General features: G+C 73.0%; 24 protein-coding genes. 13 read left to right on the top strand and 11 right to left on the bottom strand.

The annotated features are described in order from the left end of the window. The first annotated feature begins 107 nt into the window (after positions 1-107). From IE248_RS13120 to IE248_RS13110, 3 genes are all read left to right on the top strand, one after another. Positions 108-374 carry a protealysin inhibitor emfourin gene (locus tag IE248_RS13120; protein ID WP_073796451.1) on the top strand — a complete coding sequence of 89 codons (267 nt, stop codon included), beginning with the start codon at positions 108-110 and terminating at the stop codon, positions 372-374. 119 nt (positions 375-493) lie between these two features. Then, the gene (locus tag IE248_RS13115) at positions 494-1,243 is read left to right on the top strand and encodes a restriction endonuclease (protein WP_190030789.1); all 750 of its coding nucleotides are present in this window, start codon (positions 494-496) and stop codon (positions 1,241-1,243) included. A 17-nt stretch (positions 1,244-1,260) separates the two neighbouring features. Continuing rightward, positions 1,261-1,644: a VOC family protein gene (locus IE248_RS13110; RefSeq protein WP_100581051.1), complete on the top strand. Its 384-nt coding sequence runs from the start codon at positions 1,261-1,263 to the stop codon at positions 1,642-1,644. A gap of 21 nt (positions 1,645-1,665) precedes the next feature. Here the strand turns inward: IE248_RS13110 and IE248_RS37325 are convergent, their stop codons facing one another. Then, positions 1,666-2,211 (bottom strand): hypothetical protein, encoded by a 546-nt coding sequence (locus IE248_RS37325; RefSeq protein WP_073796453.1) that lies wholly within the window; start codon positions 2,209-2,211, stop codon positions 1,666-1,668. A 165-nt stretch (positions 2,212-2,376) separates the two neighbouring features. Continuing rightward, complete coding sequence (locus tag IE248_RS13100) at positions 2,377-2,958, bottom strand: TetR/AcrR family transcriptional regulator (RefSeq protein ID WP_073796454.1); 582 nt, start codon at positions 2,956-2,958, stop codon at positions 2,377-2,379. A 63-nt stretch (positions 2,959-3,021) separates the two neighbouring features. Between IE248_RS13100 and IE248_RS13095 the strand changes: the two genes are divergently transcribed. Continuing rightward, the gene (locus IE248_RS13095; protein WP_190030788.1) at positions 3,022-3,519 is read left to right on the top strand and encodes an SRPBCC family protein; all 498 of its coding nucleotides are present in this window, start codon (positions 3,022-3,024) and stop codon (positions 3,517-3,519) included. Positions 3,520-3,553: 34 nt separating this feature from the next. Here the strand turns inward: IE248_RS13095 and IE248_RS13090 are convergent, their stop codons facing one another. Genes IE248_RS13090 through IE248_RS13080 form a run of 3 tightly spaced genes read right to left on the bottom strand, consistent with a single transcriptional unit; the run spans position 3,554 to position 7,037 of the window. Further along, positions 3,554-3,910, bottom strand: a complete 357-nt coding sequence (locus IE248_RS13090) for a UBP-type zinc finger domain-containing protein (protein ID WP_008742221.1) — start codon at positions 3,908-3,910, stop codon at positions 3,554-3,556. Next, the gene (locus IE248_RS13085; RefSeq protein ID WP_190030842.1) at positions 3,907-5,349 is read right to left on the bottom strand and encodes an ATP-binding protein; all 1,443 of its coding nucleotides are present in this window, start codon (positions 5,347-5,349) and stop codon (positions 3,907-3,909) included. The genes IE248_RS13090 and IE248_RS13085 overlap by 4 nt, the downstream gene beginning before the upstream one ends. A gap of 11 nt (positions 5,350-5,360) precedes the next feature. Further along, on the bottom strand, positions 5,361-7,037 hold the full coding sequence (locus tag IE248_RS13080) for an NAD(P)/FAD-dependent oxidoreductase (protein WP_073796457.1): 1,677 nt from the start codon (positions 7,035-7,037) through the stop codon (positions 5,361-5,363). 257 nt (positions 7,038-7,294) lie between these two features. On the opposite strand from IE248_RS13080, the gene IE248_RS13075 reads away from it, so the two are divergent. Next, positions 7,295-7,855, top strand: coding sequence for a pyridoxamine 5'-phosphate oxidase family protein (locus tag IE248_RS13075; RefSeq protein ID WP_073796458.1), 561 nt, complete (start codon positions 7,295-7,297; stop codon positions 7,853-7,855). Positions 7,856-7,884: 29 nt separating this feature from the next. Here the strand turns inward: IE248_RS13075 and IE248_RS13070 are convergent, their stop codons facing one another. Together IE248_RS13070 and IE248_RS13065 are read right to left on the bottom strand one after the other, a co-directional pair. Continuing rightward, positions 7,885-8,265 carry a hypothetical protein gene (locus IE248_RS13070; RefSeq protein ID WP_190030787.1) on the bottom strand — a complete coding sequence of 127 codons (381 nt, stop codon included), beginning with the start codon at positions 8,263-8,265 and terminating at the stop codon, positions 7,885-7,887. Then, complete coding sequence (locus IE248_RS13065) at positions 8,262-8,450, bottom strand: hypothetical protein (protein ID WP_037793867.1); 189 nt, start codon at positions 8,448-8,450, stop codon at positions 8,262-8,264. Before IE248_RS13065 ends, IE248_RS13070 begins: the two co-directional genes overlap by 4 nt. A 101-nt stretch (positions 8,451-8,551) precedes the next feature. On the opposite strand from IE248_RS13065, the gene IE248_RS13060 reads away from it, so the two are divergent. Beyond that, on the top strand, positions 8,552-9,175 hold the full coding sequence (locus IE248_RS13060; protein WP_008742215.1) for a TetR family transcriptional regulator: 624 nt from the start codon (positions 8,552-8,554) through the stop codon (positions 9,173-9,175). A gap of 54 nt (positions 9,176-9,229) precedes the next feature. On the opposite strand, the gene IE248_RS13055 is transcribed toward IE248_RS13060, so the two are convergent. Beyond that, positions 9,230-9,433: a DUF8839 family protein gene (locus IE248_RS13055; RefSeq protein WP_073796508.1), complete on the bottom strand. Its 204-nt coding sequence runs from the start codon at positions 9,431-9,433 to the stop codon at positions 9,230-9,232. 307 nt (positions 9,434-9,740) lie between these two features. Between IE248_RS13055 and IE248_RS13050 the strand changes: the two genes are divergently transcribed. After that, positions 9,741-10,013 (top strand): hypothetical protein, encoded by a 273-nt coding sequence (locus tag IE248_RS13050; protein WP_037793864.1) that lies wholly within the window; start codon positions 9,741-9,743, stop codon positions 10,011-10,013. Positions 10,014-10,088: 75 nt separating this feature from the next. On the opposite strand, the gene IE248_RS13045 is transcribed toward IE248_RS13050, so the two are convergent. Further along, entirely contained in the window at positions 10,089-11,309 is a 1,221-nt protein-coding gene (locus tag IE248_RS13045; RefSeq protein WP_073796460.1) for a cytochrome P450 family protein, read from the bottom strand. A gap of 318 nt (positions 11,310-11,627) precedes the next feature. Between IE248_RS13045 and IE248_RS13040 the strand changes: the two genes are divergently transcribed. Beyond that, positions 11,628-12,575, top strand: coding sequence for an alpha/beta hydrolase family protein (locus IE248_RS13040; RefSeq protein ID WP_190030786.1), 948 nt, complete (start codon positions 11,628-11,630; stop codon positions 12,573-12,575). A 33-nt stretch (positions 12,576-12,608) separates the two neighbouring features. Here IE248_RS13040 and IE248_RS13035 read toward each other — a convergent pair whose 3' ends face one another. Beyond that, the gene (locus IE248_RS13035) at positions 12,609-13,352 is read right to left on the bottom strand and encodes a class I SAM-dependent methyltransferase (protein WP_190030785.1); all 744 of its coding nucleotides are present in this window, start codon (positions 13,350-13,352) and stop codon (positions 12,609-12,611) included. Between the two features lie 187 nt (positions 13,353-13,539). Beyond that, entirely contained in the window at positions 13,540-13,776 is a 237-nt protein-coding gene (locus IE248_RS13030; protein WP_008742209.1) for a hypothetical protein, read from the bottom strand. Positions 13,777-14,409: 633 nt separating this feature from the next. Here IE248_RS13030 and IE248_RS13025 point away from each other — a divergent pair. The 5 genes from IE248_RS13025 (at position 14,410) to IE248_RS13005 (ending at position 20,416) form a co-directional block, all read left to right on the top strand. After that, positions 14,410-15,615 (top strand): sedoheptulose 7-phosphate cyclase, encoded by a 1,206-nt coding sequence (locus IE248_RS13025; RefSeq protein ID WP_229895281.1) that lies wholly within the window; start codon positions 14,410-14,412, stop codon positions 15,613-15,615. Further along, complete coding sequence (locus IE248_RS13020) at positions 15,612-16,391, top strand: SDR family NAD(P)-dependent oxidoreductase (RefSeq protein WP_190030784.1); 780 nt, start codon at positions 15,612-15,614, stop codon at positions 16,389-16,391. Before IE248_RS13025 ends, IE248_RS13020 begins: the two co-directional genes overlap by 4 nt. A 115-nt stretch (positions 16,392-16,506) precedes the next feature. Then, positions 16,507-18,045, top strand: a complete 1,539-nt coding sequence (locus IE248_RS13015) for a GMC family oxidoreductase (RefSeq protein ID WP_190030783.1) — start codon at positions 16,507-16,509, stop codon at positions 18,043-18,045. Continuing rightward, positions 18,042-19,085 carry a Gfo/Idh/MocA family protein gene (locus IE248_RS13010; RefSeq protein WP_229895280.1) on the top strand — a complete coding sequence of 348 codons (1,044 nt, stop codon included), beginning with the start codon at positions 18,042-18,044 and terminating at the stop codon, positions 19,083-19,085. The genes IE248_RS13015 and IE248_RS13010 overlap by 4 nt, the downstream gene beginning before the upstream one ends. Next, positions 19,082-20,416 carry a sugar porter family MFS transporter gene (locus IE248_RS13005; RefSeq protein ID WP_190030782.1) on the top strand — a complete coding sequence of 445 codons (1,335 nt, stop codon included), beginning with the start codon at positions 19,082-19,084 and terminating at the stop codon, positions 20,414-20,416. Before IE248_RS13010 ends, IE248_RS13005 begins: the two co-directional genes overlap by 4 nt. Positions 20,417-20,449: the final 33 nt, after the last annotated feature.

The raw sequence follows: 20,449 nt of genomic DNA, 5'->3' as shown, positions 1-20,449 counted from the left end.
ATGGGTGCTCACCCCTCCACGGGTGAGCACCCATCCACGCGGCGCTCCCTCGACCGGGCCCGACCGGACGGCCGAAGGGGCGGCGCTCTGCCCCAAGGAGTCTCACGATGCTGATCACCGTCATACGCACCGGCGGGTTCGCGGGCGGGGAACGGAGCCGTTCCCTCGACACGCTGTGCCGGCCCGACGGCACCGAACTGGAGCGGCTGGCCGAGCGCGTGCTGAGCAACGAGGGTCCCGGCGGTCAGGATCCGGTCCCGGACGGCTTCCGTTACGCCGTCCACATCGACGGCAAGCTGGTGGAGTTACAGGATCCGTACCTCACCGAGGACCAACTCCGGCTGGTCAACACCGTTCTGACGCAAGGCGCCTGAGTCCCGGCCGCCCCGGGCGGGGCCGGCCGCGCTCCCGCCAGGCGGCGGCTCATGATCCGGCCCGGACGGGGAAGGCGGCTGCCGAACGTACGGCGGGCAACGACCGGGAGGGTTCCCCCATGGCGATACCGAAGGCAGGCGGAGACCGGGCTCGACGGCGCGGCACACCGATCGGGCGGGACGTGGTGCTCGCCATCGGACTCGCCGGGGTCGTCGTGGGCGGCCTGGTCACCTTCGTCAAGGCCGTCGGAGCGTCCGGGACGCGGCTTCCGGTCGTGCCCGTCGTCCTGGCGGCGATCCTCCTGAGCGCGGTGGCGCTCGCCGGCTGGAGCGTGGCTCCCGCCCGGCGGCGTCCCGCCGCGGGGCCCGGCCCGGCCCCGTGGCCGGAGACCGCCGTGCCGGACGGGTCCGGTACGCCGGACCTGCCGGACCTGCCGGACCTGGGCGCCACCGCGCTGGACCATGCCGCGGTGGACGCCGACGGCTTCGAGCACACCATCGCCGCGCTCTGCGTGCGCGACGGCTGCACCCCGGTGGAAGTCGTCGGAGGCGCGGGAGACTTGGGCGCCGACGTCCTCGCCACGACCCCGGACGGGCTCCGGGTGGTACTGCAGTGCAAGCACTACTGCGAGGACAACCGGGTCGGCTCGCAGGACCTCCAGCGTTTCGGCGGAACGTGCTTCGCGGTCCACGACGCCGATGTGGCCGTCGTCGTCACCACCAGCTCCTTCACCGAGCCGGCCCTCGAATACGCCGCCGCCTGCGGCATCGTCTGCATCGACGGCGACGCCCTGGCGGCCTGGACCGAGCTGGCCGCGGCACCGCCCTGGGAGGCCACGGATCCGGACCCCGACCCCGTGGCCGTGTAGTGCGTACACTGCCGGCCATGGCATGCCGCATCAGTGAGCTGGTCATCGACTGCGCCGAGCCCCAGCGGCTCGCCGCGTTCTGGAGCGAGGTCCTCGGCTACGTCGAGCTCGGCCGGGAAGAGGACGGGGGCATCGAGATCGGGCCGCCCGGCGCCGGCTTCGGCGGTCCGCAGCCCACCCTGATCCTCAGCCCCGGCGGCGGACCGCGGACCGGGAAGCTCCGGCTGCACATCGACGTCAACGCCACCGACCGCGACCAGGACGCCGAGCTGGAGCGGCTGCTCGCCCTCGGCGCCACGCCCGTCGACATCGGCCAGACCGGCACCGAGAACTGGCACGTCCTGGCCGACCCGGAAGGCAACGAATTCTGCCTCTTGCACCGGCGGCTCCCACCCCTGTGACCCGGTGACCCTTTCCGGTCGTTAGGCCACCCGGGGGGCCCTGCGGGGCCGTGGGACCGTGTCGAGGAGGGCCCACAGCCGGCGGCCGTCCTCCGCGAGGTCGTCTCCGCAGCTGTCGAGGCTCGCGAGGACCTGGAGACCGGCGAACACCTCCCCCTCGGGCGCGGGGCCGGGCTGGTGGCTGAGCGCGACCACCAGGATCTTGTCCGACTGGTCGGCGAGGTGCAGGCTGACCCGGCGCCCGCCCTCCCGTACGGCCGCGGCGACCAGGAGCGTCACGGCGGTTTCCAGGTCCCGCTCGTCCAGCCCCGGATGGTTCCATCCGCGTACGGCGGTCAGGGCCTGGGCGGCGGCCTTCGCCGGAGCCCATTCGTCCGCGCGGAACGTCAGCGCGGCCGTCCGGCGGTTGCGGATCCGCATCCGGGGCCGCGGCAGAGCGGGGAGCAGACCGCCCGGCTTCGTGGCCGGCTGGGGCCGGGGCGGCTCCACGGGCTTCTTCTGCGGTGGCGGGGATTTCGGCGGGTAGGTCGGCGGCAGCTTGGGGCCCTTGGCCTCGGGACTGGTCAACTCGTCCTCCTCGCAACGGGGAACAGGCGGCTCCACCATCCTGGCAGGGTCCTGTCCACCTCGGAGCCGATCCACCCGGCCGGGGTTCCAGGTGCGCCCGCAGGAGGCCGTCACCGGCGAGGTGTTGACGGTGCGTCGGCCGCCGCGGCGCCTGGCCGACGTGGCTCAGGCCAGGAGGGCCGCCGTGCACTCCTCCGCGAGGGACTCGGCGTGCGGCGGCAGGACCGTGCCCGCGCGCAGGTGGCGGCGGACCACGGACAGCGGCAGGTCGACCAGCGCCACGGTGACCCGGTCCCGGGCCTGCTCGTCCGTGGCGCCCAGCGCCAGTGCCAGGCCGCTCACGGTGGCGAACACCCTGCCGTTGCCGGAGTCGGCGCGTGCGGTGTGTTCCCCGGACCAGTCGGCGCGGCCGAAGTCGGCGGCCCCGTAGAGGAGGAGGGCGGCTTCCCGGGGGTTCTCCCGGCTCCAGGCCACCACGTACCGGGAGCCGGCGCGCGCCGCCCGGTGCGGGTCGGGCTCCCCGTCGAGCACGGCGAGGTAGCCCCGCTGGAACCGTTCGACGGTCCGCAGCCACACCTCCGCGAGCAGCGCCGGGCGCCCGGCGAAGCGGTGGTAGACCGAGCCGCTCGGCGCGCCGACGGCCTGGGCGACCGCCGACATGGTCACGGCGGCCGGTCCCCCGGCGGCGGCGAGGGCGACGGCGGCGTCGAGGAGCTGGTCGGTGTCGAAGCGGGGTGGTCGGGCCATGAATCAGAGAGTACTCTCCAATTTATTGGAGAGCGGTCTCCAATACTGTTGAGGGGAGGACGCATGGGCGTCCACAACGTGCACGAGCGCCTGCTGAACGCGAAGGAGAGCGAGGTGGGCGCGCTCATCGACACCCTCGCGAGCGGGGACGGCGACCTGCTGTGGCCCGGCCGGGACTGGTCGCCGATGGAGTTCGACCGCCCGCTGGCGCCCGGCGCGGTGGGGGGCCACGGGCCGGTGCGCTACACGGTGTCCGGGTACGCGCCGGGAAGCTGGATCCGCTTCGAGTTCACGGGGCCGCGGGGGTTCCACGGCCACCACGAGCTGGCCGTACTGCCCGCGGGCCCCGGCCGGACCCGGCTGCACCACACGCTCTCCATGACCACGAGCGGCCTGGCCCGGATCACCTGGCCGCTCGCCTGGCGGCCACTGCACGACGCCTGCCTGGAGGACGGCCTCGACCGCGCCGAACTCGCCTCCACGGGCCGCGTGGCCCGCCCGGCGCGCTGGTCGCCGTACGTGCGCTTCCTGCGCGGACTGGCCGCCCGCGCCGGGCACTGACGCCGCGCTCCCCCGCCCGGATCCCGGCCGGCGGTCAGCGGTGCAGCTGTCGCGTCCAGTCCTGCGGAACGCGGTCGGCCGGCCCCGGGGCCGACTGGTCCTCGGGGTGGGCGACCGGCGGCGTCAGTGCGGGGCCGGACTCGTAGAGGGCGTCGGTGTCGTAGCTCCAGAACCACTCCTCGCCCGGTTCGAAGCTCTGCACCAGCGGATGGCCTGCGGACTTCCAGTGGGCGGTGGCGTGCTGGCCGGGCGAGGAATCGCAGCAGCCGATGTGGCCGCACTGGGCGCAGCGGCGCAGGTGGAACCACCAGCCGCCCAGCGCGTCGCAGTCGGCGCAGCCGGTGCCGCTGGGGGGCGCGCTCGGGTCGATGCCCTCGATGCCGTCGGTCATACGGGCTCCTCGGTGGTGTCGGATTCCGGGTCGGTCAGGGGCAGCAGCACCTGGAAGCGGGTGTCGCCCGGTTCGGACTCGACCTGGAGGCTGCCGTGGTGCTTGTTGACGACGATCCGCCAGGAGATGTCCAGGCCGAGGCCGGTGCCCTGGCCGACCGGTTTGGTGGTGAAGAAGGGGTCGAAGATGCGGCCGCGGATGTCCGCCGGGATGCCGGGGCCGGTGTCGCGGAACTCCACGAGCAGCCGGTCCCCCTCCCGCGCCGTGCGGACCGTCAGCGTGCCTTCGCCGCCGGTGCTCGTGATGGCGAAGACGGCGTTGTCGATGAGGTTGGTCCACACCTGGTTGAGTTCCGCCGGGTAGGCCGGCACTTCCGGCAGGGAGCGGTCGTAGTCCTTGACCACCCGGATCCGGGAGCCCGTCTTGCCGGACAGCATCAGCAGCGTGCTGTCGAGGAGTTCGTGGACGTCGACGACCCGGTGCGGGGCGCGGTCGAGCTGCGAGTACTGCTTGGCGGCGTCCACGAGGTGGGAGATGCGGGTGGTGGAGTCGTCGATCTCGTCCATCAACAACTCGGTCTCGACGGTGTAGTTGAGCCAGCCGATGGCCGACGGCAGGATCTCCTCGGCCACCGTCGCCGCGACCTGTTCCAGCCAGTCCGTGTCCAGCCCGGCCTGTACGAAGGTCGGCGCGATCCGCCAGCCCTCCTGGATGCCGTGGTCGTCGAGCCAGTCGGCGAGTTCGTCCTCCCGGTCGGAGGCCTCCAGCGGGCTGAGCGCCGTCGCCTTCGCGACGCGTTCGACGGTGCGCTCCTGGATCTCGATGAGGTCGGCGATCGTCTCGCGCGAGTACTGGCCCTGGGAGATGTGGGCCAGCTTGTGCCGCATCTTGCCGACCCGTTCGCGCAGCGTCGCGGTGGCCCGCACGGCGGCCGCGGCCGGGTTGTTCAGCTCGTGGGTGAGGCCGGCGGACAACGACCCCAGCGCCAGCAGCCGTTCGCGCTGGCCGACGGCCCGCTGGGTGTTCTTCGAGCCGAAGAAGAGGCCCTCCAGCAGGTGCGCGGCCATCGGGAACCATTCCTGCATGATGTCCGCGAACGACTGCGCGGGCAGCACGAAGAACCGCGTCGGCTCGGTCACCCGCATCGAGTTGGTGTACGTCTGCGGCACCTGGTCGCCCAGATAGGCCTGCATGGCCCCGGCGTACACCCCGCGCTGCGAGGTCCGGCTCACCTCCACGTCGTCGCCGCCGACCCGGCGGGACATCACGACGGTGCCCTCGACCATCACGTAGAAGCAGGTGGCCGGATCTCCCTCGGTGTACACGGGACCGGCCTCGAAGCGCTCCACCCGCCCCTCGGCGCACAGCCGCCCGAGCTGCTGCGGTGAGAGCTTCTCGAACAGGAACAGCGAGGCGATCTCCTGCGGGCTGCAGGGCATGAGCCGGCCGCTCACGACTGCTCCAGGTACCGGTGGACGAGCATCACTGCCATGGCTCCCTCTCCGACGGCCGACGCGACGCGCTTCGCGGACTCGGCGCGCGCGTCGCCCGCCACGAACACGCCGGGGATGTTGGTCTCCAGGTGGTAGGGCGGCCGGTCCAGCTCCCACCCGGCCGGCGGCCTGCCGTCCGGGGTGAGGTCCGGTCCGGCGAGGATGAAGCCGCGCCCGTCGCGCAGCACCGTACCGTCGAGCCAGTCGGTCAGCGGGGCCGCGCCGATGAAGACGAACATCCACTGCGCGTCGACGAGTTCGGCGCCGTCGCTGTCCACGTCGCGCAGCGTCAGCTGCTCCAGGTGCCCCTCGCCGTGCGCGGCCTCGACGACGGTGCGGGTCCGGACCGTGATGTTCGGCGTCTCCTGGATCTGCTGGATCAGGTAGTACGACATCGACGCGGTCAGCGACTCCCCGCGCACCAGCAGCGTCACCGACTTCGCGCTGCGCGCCAGGTACATCGCCGCCTGTCCGGCGGAGTTGGCGCCGCCGACGATGTAGACGTCCTGCCCCTGGCACGAGGCGGCCTCGGTGAGCGAGGAGCCGTAGTACACCCCGCAGCCCGTCAGGCTGTCGCAGCCCGGTGCCTGGAGCTGCCGGTAGGACACGCCGGTCGCCAGGATGACGCTGTGCGCGGCGATCCTGGAGCCGTCGGAGAAGCTGACGACGCGCGCCGCGCCGTTGACTTCCAGCCCGGTGACCTCGCGCGCGGTGAGGATCTCGGCGCCGAACCGGCCGGCCTGGCGGCGGGCGCGGTCCGTGAGCTGCGCGCCGGACACGCCGTCCGGGAAGCCGAGGTAGTTCTCGATGCGGGAACTCTGACCGGCCTGTCCGCCGGTCGCCGACCGCTCGATCAGTACGGTGCGCAGCCCCTCGGAGGCCCCGTACACGGCCGCGCCGAGGCCGGCCGGGCCGCCGCCGATCACGACGAGGTCGTAGAAGTCGGTGGCCGGCGTCGTCGCGAGCCCGACGTGGGCCGCGAGCTCGGGCACCTCCGGCTCGATCAGCGGGGTGCCTTCCGGGGTGATCACCAGGGGCAGCCGCTGGCCGTCGGCCCCGGCCGCCTCCAGCAGTCGCCGCCCTTCCGGGTCGTCGGAGGAGTACCAGCGGTAGGGCACCTGGTTGCGGGCCAGGAACTCCCGGACGTTCGAGGAGGGCGCCGACCAGCGGTGTCCGATCACCTTGGTGATGCCGACGGGCCGGTAGTCGTTGGCGCGCCAGGCGGCGAGGAGGTCGTCCAGGACCGGGTAGAGCTTCTCCTCGGGCGGGTCCCACGGCTTGAGCAGGTAGTGGTCGAGGTCGACGACGTTGATCGCGTCGATCGCCGCGTTGGTGTCGGCGTACGCGGTCAGCAGCACGCGCCGCGCGCCCGGGTACACGCTCAGGGCCTGTTCGAGGAATTCGATGCCGTTCATCTGCGGCATGCGGTAATCGGCCAGGATCACGGCCACCAGGTCGCCGCGCAGCTTCAGCTCGCGCAGCGCCTCCAGCGCGGATTCGCCGGACTCGGCGCGCACGATCCGGTATCCGGCGCCGTAGCGGCGCCGCAGGTCACGGGCGACGGCGCGGGACACTCCCGGATCGTCGTCCACGGTCAGAATGACGGTCCGCGTCGTTTCGGCGACCTCTGTCATGCGTATGTCTCCCACCCCGAGCAGGCGGCACGGCAAGCCGCCCGCGCCGGTTCCCGCCCATCGTATGTTCGATCGCCCGGGTTCGCCCCAGGACACGGCGGGCCGTGCACTGTGGGTACGGCCCGGGTCGCGGGTGGTCAACCCGGGGGGCTTCGGAAGGAGGCCGTACCGCGCGGGGCCCGGCAAACGGGTGCGGCCGGGCGGGCGCCGGTTTCCGGGCGGGCGGCCCGTCGTTGTGAGGAGGAAGGAGGTCTGCCATGCCACCAGCACAGGGGCCCGCGAAGCAGCCCACGACCGAACTCGACGCTCGCTACAGCTCGGCGCTCCATCCCCGCCCGGGCGCCGAGGACGTCACTCCCACCGAGTGGGCCGAGGCCCAGCGGCAGCTGCGGGCCGCCGAGATCTTCTGGGTGTCCACGGTGCGGCCCGACGGCCGGCTGCACGTCACGCCCGTGATCGCCGCCTGGCACGGCGGGGTGCTGTACTTCTCGACCGGCGCGACGGAGCAGAAGGCGAGGAACCTCGCCCACGACGGTCACTGCGCCGTGACGACCGGAGGGAACTCACTCACCGAGGGGCTCGACCTCGTGGTCGAGGGGACGGCCGAGCCGGTCGCCGACGCCGGTGTGCTGGAGGAGGTGATCGCGGCGTACGAGGAGAAGTACGGGGCGCACATCACCTCCCCGGAGGGCACCTTCCACGGGATCGGGGAGGCGTTCCGCCGGGGAGACGTGGTCGTGTTCGCGGTGGCCCCGGCCACGGCGTACGGCTTCGGCCGGGACGACGGGGTCTACTCCCACACGCGCTGGACGTTCTGAGCCGTCACGCCCGGGCCCGGCCGGGCCGCTCAGGTCAGGCTCCACGACCAGGTGTGGTCGGCGCTGACGAGGATGGCGAGGACCACGAGGTCGGCGATGCCCAGGGCGATCCCGAGGCGGGCGCGGCCCGGCCGGGACGTGCGCCGCCACAGGGCGAGGGAGCCGAGGACGACGGCGACGGGGCCCAGGACGATGTTCATCACCAGCAGCCCGACGAGGCCGAGGACGAACGCGGTGACGGCCATCGCGTCGGCGTCACGCATTCGGGCCCGTGCCGGGGCCGGCGCCGGGGTCGGAGCCGAGGCCGGGGTCGGGGCCTGGGTCGGAGCCGGGGTCGGAGCCGGGGTCGGAGCCGGGGTCGGGGCGTTCGCGGCGGGGGTGCGCCGGGTCATCTCGGTGTGCTGGGTCATCGCAGACCTCCCCGGTGGTGGCCGGGCCGGCCGGAGCGGTGGCCCGAGAGGTGTTCGCGCGCCGCGAAGACGGCGAGCCAGAGGGCGATGGCGAGTCCGGCGGCCACGCTGACCGGTACCGGCACGTGGGCCACGGCGCCGAGGACGACGCCGAGGACGAGTAGTGCGACTACGAGGAAGAGCACGGGTTTTCCTCCTGCCTTCAGGTAACAGTTGTTCACTGACTACCCGGTATAGTTTGACACATGCTGGCGGTTGGCGACTGTGACGGGGTTGACTTTCCGACATGAGTCCGAACACCGGTGTCCGCGAGGCCCAACGCCGCCGTACCCGCCGCGCCCTCCTCGACGCGGCCCTGTCGCAGCTGGAGGAGCGCAGCCTGGGGAGCCTCGGGCTCCGGGAGGTGGCCAGGGCCGCCGGAGTCACCCCCACCGCCTTCTACCGGCACTTCCACGACATGGGCGAGCTGGGGGCCGCGCTCGTCGAGGAGGCCCTGGCGAGCCTGCACGAGACCGTGCGGGACGTCCTCGCCGAGACCGGTGACGCGGCCCGGCGCGGCGACGCCGCGGTGCGTCTCGTCGCCGAACTGGTCCGCAGCCGTCCGGCGCACGTCCGCTTCCTCGTCCGCGAGCGGCACGGCGGGGTCGCGGCGGTGCGCGAGGCCATCGACGGGCAACTCGACGCGTTCGCGGACGAGATCGGCGCCACCCTCGCCGCCGATCCGGTCAGCGCGGGCTGGGGCGCCGACGACGTGACCATGCTGTCGCGGCTCTTGGTGGACCACATGTTCATGACGGCCTCGGCCTGCCTCGCCGCTTCGCTGCGCGGCGAGGACTGGTCGGCCGTCACCCGCACGGCCCGCGGCCAGCTCCGCCTGATCCACCTGGGACGCGTGCACTGGCCGGGCTGAACCGGGCGGGGGGCTTGCCCGCGCGGGCCCAACTTCCGGGCGGGCCGGGGCCCGCTAGGCGGTCGCGGTATCCGCCGCGTCCGCGTCGGGGGTCACGACGAGGAACGCGTCGCGCTCCAGGTCCATCACGACGGTCGCCCGCTCACCTCTCGCCCGGCACCCCGCCGCGTACTCCTCCGCAGGCCAACTGCCGTGCGGATCACCGGCGGGAAAGGACTCCAGCACCCTCGCAGCACGCACCGCCGCCACCTCCGTCAGCAACGAACCTTCCCTGAGGCCCGTTTGCCCTCCGCTCGCGGGACCATGCGCCGGGGTCCGTGCGCGCGGGCGCGGCCGGGGTAACCCTCCCCGGCCCGGCAGGGATCCGGCGAAGCCGCCCAGCGGGTGCGTACGGCAGGGGGCTGCTCTAGCGTCGAGAGAGGGAGGAAAGCCCTGTCGAGCCGGTCCGGGCGGGGCCCGGACCCCTGGCCGCACCCCGGCCGGGCGCGCTCGGCGCCGTTCCCACGCGGATCCGGCACTTCCAGGTTCCGGGCCGCACGACGATCCCGGAGAGCAGGTGCGTCCCATGCGCACGTCGACCCGTATCGCAGGTGCCCTCACCGGCCTGACCCTCGCACTCGGTGGCGTGGCCTTCATCGCCCCCGCCGCCCATGCGGACGTCACGGCCTGCATCAACCAGGTCGAGCGGGAGCTCCAGGGCGGAGAGGCCCCGGACTCCATACGAATGGCCTGTTACGTCGGCCTGACGGGCGACCACGCGCAGTGTGTGAGCGGCCTGACGGCGGGCGGCGTGACCAACGGCACCGCGGTGAGCGCCTGCAAGGTGGCCCCCAAGTAGGCGAACGCCCTTGGACCGGCCCGGACGGCAGCACCGTCCGGGCTGTTCCACGGCCCACGGCCCACGGCCCTGGGCCTAACCGCCCGGGGTGAACGTCACCGGCAGGCTCTCGGGGCCGCGCAGGCCGCCGGGGCGCCAGCGGATCTCGTCCGGCGCCACGGCGAGGGCGAGCCCGGGGAGCCGGCGCAGGGCGGCGGCGATGGCGATCTGCCCCTCCAGCCGGGCCAGTGGCGCGCCCAGGCAGTAGTGGATGCCGTGCCCGAACGCGAGGTGGGCGTTGTCCTGCCGGGTGATGTCCAGGCGTTCGGGGTCGGGGAAGCGCGCCGGGTCGCGGTCGGCGATGGCCGAGCCGATCAGCACGGTCGCGCCGCGCGGAACGGTCACGCCGGCGATCTCGACGTCCTCGCGCGCGAACCGGGCGATGCCGGGGCTGACCGGCCCGTCGTAGCGCAGGAACTCCTCGATCGCGCCCGGCAGCAGTTCGGGGTCGGAGCGCAGCAGCTCCAGCTGGGCGGGGTGGGTGAGCAGCATGGCGATGCCGCCGCTGATCAGGTTGACCGTGGTGATGTGGCCGGCGGCCAGCAGCAGGAACACCATGGCGACCAACTCGTCCTCGGTCAGCCGCTGTTCCTCGTCCCGGGCGGCGATGAGGCCGCTGAGCAGGTCGTCGCCGGGGGCTGCCCGTTTCGCGCGGACGAGCTCGGTCACATAGGCGCGCATGTGCTGGTACGCCTCGTTCACCACGGCGGGATCCGGTGGCTCCGCGCCGCGGGTCACGATGCGGTTGGTCCAGCGCTGGAAGTCGTGCCGGTCGTCCAGCGGCACCCCGAGCAGTTCGCTGATGACCGTGACCGGGAGCGGGAGCGCGAAGTCGGCGACGAGGTCCGCACGGCCGGCCGGGGCGACCGCGTCCAGCAGCTGGTCGGCGATGGCCTGGATCCGTGGCCGCATCCCGGCCACCCGGTGCGCGGTGAACGCCTTGGAGACGAGCCGTCGCAGGCGGGTGTGGTCGGGCGGATCGCTGCGGAGCATGTTGCCCATCAGCGACTCGCCCCCCGATGTGGGCAGCTGCCGCAGGAGCCGGGCGTCCGAGGCGTCGCGTACGTCGCTGCTGAGGCGGGAGTCGGACAGGGCCGCGAGCCCGTCCTCGTAGCGGGTGACCACCCAGGCGTCCAGGGCGCCCGCGATGACGACGCGGCGCACGGGGCCGTCCTCGCGCAGCTGCCGGTACAGCGGGAACGGGTCCGCCACGAAGGCCGGATCGGCATAGGGCAGGGGAACCGACCCCTCGGTCATGACGCCTCCAGCAGTACGTCGTCCTCACTGTCGAGGGTGAGGTTATATGCGTGAACCTCCGGATATGCCGCTTTCCTCATCTTCTGCCGCCTTACGGATGTCCGCGCCGGGCCGATCGGACCAGTTCCACCCCACGGGAACGGACTCGCAGCGCCAGCCTCCCCGCACCGTTTGACAAAACGGAACGCCGCTCCGGATAATAATACGGAGCGGGGTTCCGTTTCTGTTTGGCCGAAGCGGGCCGCCCCGACCGCCCTGCCCGTCGCCGTTCGTACGAGACGACCGGCGCGCGGGCTCCACAGAGGGGAACGACTCGTCATGAGCGCATCCACATCCGCCGACACGACCCCGGTGCTGTCCTACAGCCCGGTGGTGCTGTCCGTACCCGGGCGCCCCGCGGACCTCCAGGTCCGCGTCTCGGCGCCCGTGACCGGGACCGGTCTCCCCGTCATCCTCCTCTCCCACGGCCACGGCCGCTCGAACCACCTCTCCTCGCTGAACGGCTACGCGCCACTGGCGAACCACTGGGCGGCGCACGGGTTCGTCGTCATCCAGCCCACCCACCTCAGCTCCCGCACGCTGAGCCACCTGCACGCCGACACCCCCGGAGCGCCGTACTTCTGGCGCTCGCGCGCCGAGGACATGACGCACGTCCTCGACCGGCTCGGCCTGATCGAGGCCGCCGTGCCGCAGCTGGCGGGGCGGGTCGATCACGACAAGGTCGCCGTGGCCGGGCACTCGCTGGGCGGTCACACCGCCGGCCTCCTGCTGGGCGCCCGGGTCACCGACCCCGACACCGGGAAGGAAGCGAACCTGTTCGAGCCCCGGATCAAGGCGGGCGTACTGCTCGCCGCCCCCGGCCGGGGTGGCGGCGTCCTCACCGGGCCCATGGCCGCGCAGGTGCCGTTCCTCCAGAGCATCGACTTCTCCACCATGACCACCCCCACGCTGGTCGTCGCCGGTGACAAGGACGACTCCCGGCACTTCACGGACATGGGGCCGGACTGGCACGCCGACCCGTACACCCTCGCCCCCGGCCCCAAGACCCTGATCACCCTGTTCGACGCGGAGCACGGTCTCGGCGGGATCGCCGGGTACGACGCCGCCGAGACCACGGACGAGGACCCCGAACGGGTCACCGCCGTAGGCCGGCTGACCGCGGCCTGGCTCCGTACCGCGTTCCACCCCGACCACGCCGCCTGGCGGGCGGCGCGCGAGACACTCACGGCCGCCCCCACCCCGGTCGGCCGGGTCGAATCCAAGTAGGGCGCCCCGGCTGCCGAGCGGCCGGCCGGCCGGTCAGCTGCGGCAGCGGAGCATCTCCAGCGGCGGGTTCGCGAGGAGGTCCGCCCAGAACTCCTCGCCGAACTCGCGGACACCCGCTTCGGACACCTGGAGCGGGACCCACTCCAGCGCGCCGAACCCGGCCCCCCGCAAGGACTCCTCGTAGACCTCGCGGCGCGGGGCCGTGGCGACGATGCTGATCGGCTGGGGGTCGAGGAGAGCCGTGACCCGCACCCGCGGACCCGTCTGCGCCTCTTGGCCGGTCGCCTCGCAGCGGAACCCGTACGCGTCCAACGACGCGCAGTCGAAGCGGTAGTCGGGTTTCTGGGCGAGTACGAAGAACTCTCCGCCCGGCACCAGGCTCCGGTGGACGGCGCGGCACATCCGCTCCATCGCCGCGATGTCCTCCGCGTAGTTGAGGCACTGCACGCCCACCGCGATGTCGAAGCGCCGCTCAAGCGGGCGCAGTTCGGCCACGTCACCGACCTCGTAGCGGACACCCAGCGGCTCGCGCCGCTCGGCCTGCTCCCCGGCGGCGATCATCTCGGCGGAGATGTCGACACCGAGGACGTCGGTCGCGCCGCGCCGTTTGAACTCCCTGCTGTAGAACCCGGTGCCGCACGCGAGGTCGAGCACCGACTTGCCCCTCACGTCCCCGACCATGCCCAGGAAGCTCGGCACCTCCCCGTACCGCATCAGCGGCAGGGACTTGAACCCCTCGAACGCCTCACCGATCTCGTCGTACTGCTGCACGCTCACGTGCCGCCCCCCTCTTTCGGATCGCCTGTACGCGGCCGCGCCGGTCCTCGGTCGTGGCCACGGGGTCGTGGCAGTGAGTCTGCTCCGCCCCCGTCCGGCCGCCGTACTGGCAGATGACACGAAGAAGTCGCCGGGGCGGTCCTCCTATCGCCCAACACCGCGCCCCGGAAGGGATGCCCTGACCGGGCTAGTGCGGTGTCCAGGTGAACTTGCCGCCGCCGACCCACCGGACCACGTCGAGGTCGTCGAGGTCGTGGATCGCAATCCCCGCCTCGGAGGCGACCAGGAGCACGTCCGTCATCGACATCGCCCTGCCGACGAACTCTCCGTCGACCTCCACGATGCGGAAGGGTGGGTTTCCAGGTTGAACGCCCAGGACGGTGATCCGCGCCGGCGAGATGTGAGGTGTCGAGCCTTCGGTCATGCAGAGACGGTTCCACGCCGGGGCCGGTATCGCGCGCGGCGACACGTTCCGAGCCGCCGAATCACCGCCGCGGGCTGAACGTACGCACCGGCGCGGGCCATGCGGACGGCGGTCAGGTCAAGTCAGGACAGGGCGGGCCGGAGGGGCGAGCGATGACGGCCGCCCCCGGCCGGTCGGGGTTACCGAAGGTATTCCGTACCGCCCGCTCGATTCGATGACGCCGGCGCGTCTCAAACGCTGGATACCGATGGTGGATTTAACGGTGAGATACGCCACAACAGCAATGGTTAAACCGTATACGAACTCCCTCGGATTGACCGGATCCCGCCCTCCCCCGGGAGGGTGTCCGACCGAATTGTTTCAGCCTCCGGCAGTCACGGGGCACGGCCGCCGCCCCAAGCGCGCGGCGGGGCGGCGAGCCGAGGAGAGGGGCGCTTTTGAGCCACCACGCAGGACCCCGAGCATGGCCGATCCGCGAGGGCGAGAGCAACAGAAACCGGACCATCCCACCCGTCAAGACACAGGACGAATAAGACATATGGCGGGAAAATCTCCATTTGCGCCGCCCCGGCCTCGCTGTATGTTCCGTGGTGCAACAAACCGAACGCTGTGGCAGCGAGAGGGAGAACCACCATGAGCGGAACCACGCGTCAGCAGAGCTGGAAGATTCAGACGGAATTACCTGTCGAATACGAGATCGTCGAAACCCACGACCTGTTGAATCCCGGGAATCCCGACCTCCTCACCGTTCCCGGCGGCGGCCGCGGTACGGGTACCCGGCTCGTCATTCTCGACCATTCCGTGGACGAGCTGTACGGAGCGAAAATTCGCACCTATTTCTCGGAGAACGATGTTCCCGTCGACTATTTGACGCTTCCCGGCTCGGAGGAGAACAAGTCCATCGAGCGCGTCCTGGAAGTGGTCAACAAACTGAACGAGGTCGGCACCAACCGCCTCAGCTCCCCGCCGATCGTCATCGGCGGCGGCGTCGTGGCCGACGTGGTGGGGCTCGCCGCGAGTCTCTACCGGCGCGGCATCCCCTTCGTCCGGGTGCCCACCACGCTCCTCGGCCAGGTGGACGTCAGCGTGGCCGCCAAGTCGGGCATCAACTACGGCGGCTACCGCAACCGTCTCGGTGCCTACACCCCGCCGCCCCGGACCCTGATCGACCGCTCCTTCCTCGCCACCGTCCCGCGCCGCCAGCTGCGCAACGGCATGGGCGAGATCTTCAAGATGGCCCTGATCAAGGACCTGCGCCTGTTCGAGCTCCTGGAGGAGTACGGCGCGGAGCTCATCGAGGCGCGCTTCCAGGACCCGGGGCCCGGCGAGGGCCCGGCGGCAGCCGTGGCCGACGAGGTCATCGGCCGGGCGATCGCGGGGATGGCCGAGGAGCTCCAGCCCAATCTGTGGGAGAAGGACCTCCAGCGGTCCGTGGACTACGGGCACTCGTTCTCGCCGCTGGTGGAGATGCGGGCCCTCCCCGAGCTGCTGCACGGCGAGGCCGTGGCCATGGACTGCGTCTTCTCCGCGCTCCTCGCCGCCGGCCGGGGCCTGATCGACGACGGCCAGTTCACGCGCATCGTCGCCGTGGCCCGGCGAATGGGGCTCGCCCCCTCGCACCCGCTCTTCTGCGACGTGGAACTCGTCCTGGAGGGCCTCGCGGACACGGTCCTGCACCGCGACGGCAAGCAGAACCTGCCGATCCTCACCGCGATCGGCGAGGTGTGCTTCCTCAACGACGTCAGCGAAGACGAGATCGAACGGGCCTGCGCGGGCATGGGCCGCCTGCTCGGCACCGGCGCCGGCCGGGCGGGACAGCGCGTGGGGGCCGACCGATGAGCGAAGCCCCCGACGACCCCGACGGATCCGACGGCCGGGTCGTCGTCGTCACCGGCGGCAGCGCGGGCATCGGCAGGGCGGCCGCCGTGGCGTTCGCGGCGGCCGGGCTGCGCGTCGTCATCGCGGCCCGGAGCGAGGAGCGCGGCGCCGAGGCCGAGCGCGAGATCCGGGCGCGGGGCGGCGAGGCGCGCTTCGTCCGCTGCGACGTCACCAGCCCCGGCCAGGTCCGCGACCTGTTCGCCCGGACCGTCGAGCTGTACGGAAGGGTGGACCACGCCTTCAACAACGCCGGGGTTCCCGGCGACGGCCGCCTCGCCGACCTGACGACGGAGGACTTCGACCGCGCCTTCGCCGTCAACACCCGGGGGCTGTGGCTGTGCCTGCGGGAGGAACTGCGGCTCATGTCCGCCCAGGGCGGCGGCGGCAGCATCGTCAACAACACGTCGGTGCACGGGCTGCGCACCGTCTTCCCCGGCATCGGCGCCTACGTCGCCTCGAAGCACGCCGCGGTGGCCCTGACCCGCATGGCGGCCGTCGAACACGCCCACGAGGGCATCCGCGTCAACGCCGTCGCCCCGGGTCCCGTCGAGTCCGACATGCTGGCCGCCTCCGAGGCGGCCGTCGGCGGGGCCACCACCTGGCGCGGGCTGATCCCCTCCGGGGAGATCGGCACTCCGGACCAGGTCTGCGACGTGGCGCTGTGGCTGTTCTCCCCCGCCTCCTCGTACGTGAACGGTCAGGTCATCGGCGTGGACGGCGGATTCCTCGCGACCTGAGGCGGCGCGGCCCGGGGACGCCCCCGCGCCGCGCCGCCCGGGGACGCCCCCGTCCCCCCTCCTCCCGCCCCTCCCCTGCTCAGTGGAGCGAAGGACGCACCCGAAGGACATCCCCATGGAAAGCTTCACCACCTACGACTACGTCGTGGTCGGCGCGGGCGCGGCCGGCAGCGTCGTCGCCGCCCGCCTCAGCGAGGACCCCGGCCGTCGGGTCCTGCTCCTGGAAGCCGGGCCCGCGGACACCGACGCGCGCATCGCCCGGCCCGCCTCCTGGCCCTCGCTGCTCGGCGGCGAGCTGGACTGGCGCTACCGCACCACGCCGCAGGCCGCCCTCGACGGCAGACGCCTCGCTTGGCCCCGCGGCCGGGTCGTGGGCGGATCCGGCGCGATCAACGCCATGGTGCACATCCGCGGCGCCGCCTCGGACTTCGACGCCTGGCAGCACTGGGGCGGCGACACCTGGAACGCCCGCCACCTCATGCCGTACCTGAAGGGTCTCGAAGGCCCCGCCGACGCGGAGACGTACGGCCGCCTCCCCGTGGCCGAGAACACCGGGCCCCATCCGTTCGCCGCCGCGTTCGTCGAAGCCGCGCAGAAGTACGGACTGCCCGGCAACCCCGATTTCAACGCCGGCCGGCAGGAGGGCGTGGGCCTCTACCGCACCACCCGCACGACCGCCGCCCCGGGCTCTCCCGCCCGCCGCGGCCACACCGCCCGCACCCACCTGCGCCCCGCCCTCGACCGCCCCAACCTCACCCTCGTGACGGACGCGGCCGTCCAGGGCCTCCTGTTGGAGGGCGGCCGCGTGAGGGGCGTACGGATCCGGCGCGGTGGCGCGGGCCCGGTGAGCTCGATCCGCTGCACCACCGAGGTGGTGGTGTGCGCGGGAGCCGTCGCCGCCCCGCAGCTGCTGCTGCTCAGCGGCATCGGCCCGGCGGCGGACCTGGCGGCGCTGGGCGTACCCGTGGCCGTGGACCTGCCCGGCGTCGGCTCCAACCTCCACGACCACGTCCAGGTCTCGCTCGCCTACGACACCGCCGAGGGCCACCCCGTCGCCGATTCCTCCAACCTCGGCGAGGCAGGCGGCTTCGTGTGCCTCGACGGTGCGTCGGGCGCGCCCGAGGTCCAGCTGTCCTTCGCCCCGATGAAGGACCTCAACAACGCGGCGCGCCTCGGCCACGGTTTCACCATAGGTCCGGGCGTCACCCGCCCCCTCAGCCGCGGCCGGCTCGCGCTGGCCTCCGCCGACCCCGGCGCGCACCCCCTGATCGACCCCGCCTACCTCAGCGACCCCGCCGACCTCGACGTCCTGGTGGAGGGGGTGCGCATCGCCCGCGACATCGCCGCCACCGACCCGCTCGCGGGGCTGACGACCGGCCCCGCGCCGCTCGCCGCGACGGCCTCGCGGCGCGAACTGGAGGCGTTCGTACGGGCCAACGCCCAGACCCAGTTCCACCCGGTCGGCACCTGCCGGATCGGCCTCGACGGGGATGCCGGCGCCGTCGTCGACCCGAGGCTGCGGGTCCGGGGCACGAGCGGCCTGCGCGTGGCCGACGCCTCCGTCATCCCCAGCATGATCACCGGAAACATCCACGCGGCCGTGGCCGCCGTCGCCGAACGCGCGGCCCGCTTCATCCAGGAGGACAACGCATGAGAGCCCACGACGAGCGGGACGGCGCCCTGCGCTGGGGTGTCCTGGGTGCCACCTCCTACATCGCCACCCATCTGATGCCGGCCATCGCCGCGGCCCCGGGCTGCGCCCTGACCGCCGTCGCCAGCCGCCCCGAGCGGGCCGGCTCCGCACGGGAGGTGGGCCGCGCCTTCGGCGCCACCGCCCACCCGGACTACGCCTCGCTCCTCGCGGACCCCGCGGTCGACGCCGTCTACGTACCGCTGCCCAACACGGAGCACGTCGACTGGACGCTGCGGGCGCTGGCGGCCGGCAAGCACGTACTCGTCGAGAAGCCCCTGGCGATGGACGAGGACGGCTGCGCACGCGTCGAGAAGGCGGCCGAGGCGGCGTCGCGCACCGTCATGGAGGCGTTCATGTACCGCTTCCACCCCCAGCAGTCGCGTGCCGCCGAGATCCTCGCCTCCGGCGCGATCGGCGAACTGCGCCTCGTGCGGGCCTCCTTCGCGTTCCGCATCGAGAGCGGCAGCGGCAACATCCGGCTGGAGCCCGCCCTGGGCGGCGGAGCCACCTGGGACGTCGGCTGCTACGCCGTGGACGTCCCGCTGCTGTTCTTCGGGCAGGCTCCCCGGCGGGTGAGCGCCCGCTTCAGCAGCCGCCCGGGCCTCGACGTGGAAACCAGCGCGGTCGCGACGATGGACTTCGGGCAGGGGCGCTCCGCGGTCGTCGACTACGGCATCGACTACGGTCCGCGCGCCGCGTACGAACTCCAGGGGACCCGCGGCACCCTCATGGTCCGCAACGCCTGGGCGATGGACGGCGAGGACGGGGTCATCACCGTACTGACGCAGGACGGCGGCGCCCGCGAGGAGATCGTCCCGGCCGCCAATCACTACAGGCTCCAGGTCGAGGCCTTCGCGCGGGCGGTGCGCGAGGGCGGGCCGGCGCCGATGCCGCTCGCCGCGTCCCGGCGCACCGCCCGGGTGGGCAGCGCACTGGTGGCGTCCGCCGCGGCCGGCGGCGCCGCCGTGGACACCTCGGACGAAGCGTCGGAGGGCCCGTGAGGCCCACGGGATCCCCGGCGGCCACCCGCACCCTGACGGTCTGCGTCGCCTCCGTCGGGGGGCTGCTCTTCGGCTACGGCACGGGCGTCATCGCCGGGGCCCTGCCGCTGGTGACCGCCGAGTACGGCCTGTCGTCCTGGGTACAGGGCGCCGCGGTGTCCGCCGCCCTGCTGGGAGCCGCGCTGACGGCTCCCAGCAGCGGCCGGCTCGCGGACCGCTTCGGCCGGCTCCCGGTGATCGGCGCCGCGGCCGCGGTGTACGCGGCCGGCACGCTCGCCTCCGCCGCCGCCATCGGCACCGGCTCGCTCCTCGCCGGGCGCTTCCTGGTCGGACTGTCCCTGGGCGCCACGTCCTTCGCGGTGCCGCTGTACATCTCGGAGATCGCCCCGCCGGCCCGGCGGGGCGCCCTGGTCACGCTCAACCAGCTCATGATCACGATCGGGCTGCTGCTGTCCTACGTCGTCGCCTACGCCCTCGAACCGGCCGGAGCCTGGCGCTGGATGATGGCCCTGGGCATCGCCCCGGCCCTCCTGCTGCTGGGCGGGATGTTCCTCGTACCCGAGTCGCCGGACTGGCTGCGCAGCCGGGGGCACGGCGAGCGGGCGGCGCTGGCGGCGGCCCGGCTCGGCATCGGGACGGGGGGCGGCCCCGAGGTCCCGGCTCAGGGCCCGGTCCGCAGCACCGGTCTGCGCCTGGCCTGCGCGCGGGCCGGCCGCCGGTGGGTGGTGCTGGGTCTCGCGATCGCCGTCCTGGTCCACCTGACGGGCCTGAACACCGCCATCTACTACGCGCCGACGATCCTGGCCTCCAGCGGTCTCACCTCGGCCGGCGGCATCGTCGGCTCGATCCTGGTGGGGCTGTGCAACGTCGCGGCGACGGTGGTCACCGTGCTGTGCCTGGACCGGTGGGGGCGGCGGCCGCTGATGATCGGCGGGCTCGCCGTCATGGCGCTCACCGCGCTGGGGATCACGGCCGCCGGACTCCTCGGTCACGAGGGCGCCGTCACCGCCCTGCTGCTGTGCGTCTTCATCACGGCCGGGGCGGTCGGCCCGGCCGCGGTGTTCTGGGTGTACATCTCGGAGATCTACCCCTCCGAGGCCCGGGGAGCGCTGATGAGCCTGGCCACCGCGGCCCACTGGGCGGCCGACTTCGTGGTCGCCACCACGTTCCTCCCGCTGGTCCAGCACCTGTCGCTGGCCGGGACCTTCGCCCTGTACGCGGCCGTCACGGGCGCGTCGGCGCTGGGCCTGGCCCGGTGGATGCCCGAGACACGGGGTAGGCCACTGACCACGACCGCCCCACCGGCGATCCCCGTCCGCCACGCCGACTGACCACTCTCCCACCCCATCCCGAAGGTGCGTTGC

Source organism: Streptomyces goshikiensis, from assembly GCF_014650555.1.
GTDB lineage: Bacteria > Actinomycetota > Actinomycetes > Streptomycetales > Streptomycetaceae > Streptomyces > Streptomyces goshikiensis.
The sequence above is the reverse complement of the archived record's forward strand: the minus strand, read 5'-3'. Positions and strand labels throughout refer to the sequence as shown.